Source organism: Malikia granosa (genome assembly GCF_002980595.1).
In the GTDB taxonomy this organism is placed as follows: domain Bacteria; phylum Pseudomonadota; class Gammaproteobacteria; order Burkholderiales; family Burkholderiaceae_C; genus Malikia; species Malikia granosa.
On record NZ_PVLQ01000057.1, the window covers coordinates 1 to 834 of the forward strand.

Sequence of the window (834 nt, forward strand, 5' to 3'; positions counted from 1 at the left end):
TAGGGCGTGTCATCAATTGAGCCAGACTACGGCAGCAGCGATGTGGATGGCACCCAGAAAGTTGCGAGCCGTCTTGTCGTAGCGCGTGGCAATGGCTCGGTATTGCTTGAGCTTGGCAAAGAAGTTCTCGATCAGATGACGGGCCTGGTAGAGATGAAGATCGTAGTACCGCGCCATCTTCTTGGTGCTGCGCGAGGGGATGACGACGCCTTTTCCTTGAGCCAGCAGCGGTTCGACCACTCGAGCCTGGGCGTCATAGCCCTTGTCGGCGATGACCGTCTCAGCCGCCGTGTCGGCCAGGAGCACATCGGCCCCTTCGAGGTCGTGCGCCTGCCCTGGCGTGAGATGAAATCCGGTGGGATTTCCCAGTGCATCCACCGTCGCGTGGATCTTGGTGCTCAGTCCACCGCGGCTGCGTCCGATCGCTTGTGGCGCCCCCCTTTTGCCCCAGCACTGTGCTGGTGGGCTCGTACGATGGTCGAGTCGATCATCGCGTACTCGTTGTCGGCCTCCTGCGCCAGGGCTTCGAAGACCCGTTGCCAGACACCGCTCTGGCTCCAGCGACTGTGGCGCAGGTGCACCACCCGGAAGTCCCCGAAGCGCGCCGGAAGATCGCGCCAGGGGATGCCGGCCCGGTAGCGATAGAGCACGGCATCGACGAACAAGCGGTTGTCCCGGGCTTGTGCTCCGGGCTGGCCGGCACGCCCGGGCAGCAAATCCTTGATGCGCTCCCACTGATCGTCGCGTAACGCGTATCTTCTGGTCATGCCCTTTCATCTGGGCTCTCGCCCGCAGGCTTCAAGTTCAACCTTGTCGATTGATGACACGCCCTAG

General features: G+C 62.5%; 1 protein-coding gene. It reads right to left on the bottom strand.

Going from position 1 to position 834, the window contains the following annotated elements:
• Positions 1-12: 12 nt before the first annotated feature.
• Positions 13-767, bottom strand: a protein-coding gene (locus tag C6P64_RS13440) for an IS5 family transposase (protein ID WP_425436758.1) whose coding sequence is annotated in 2 segments (ribosomal slippage) — positions 13-446 and positions 446-767 — 756 coding nt in all. Because the reading frame shifts where the segments join, the coding sequence is not laid out codon by codon here.
• Positions 768-834 lie beyond the last annotated feature (67 nt).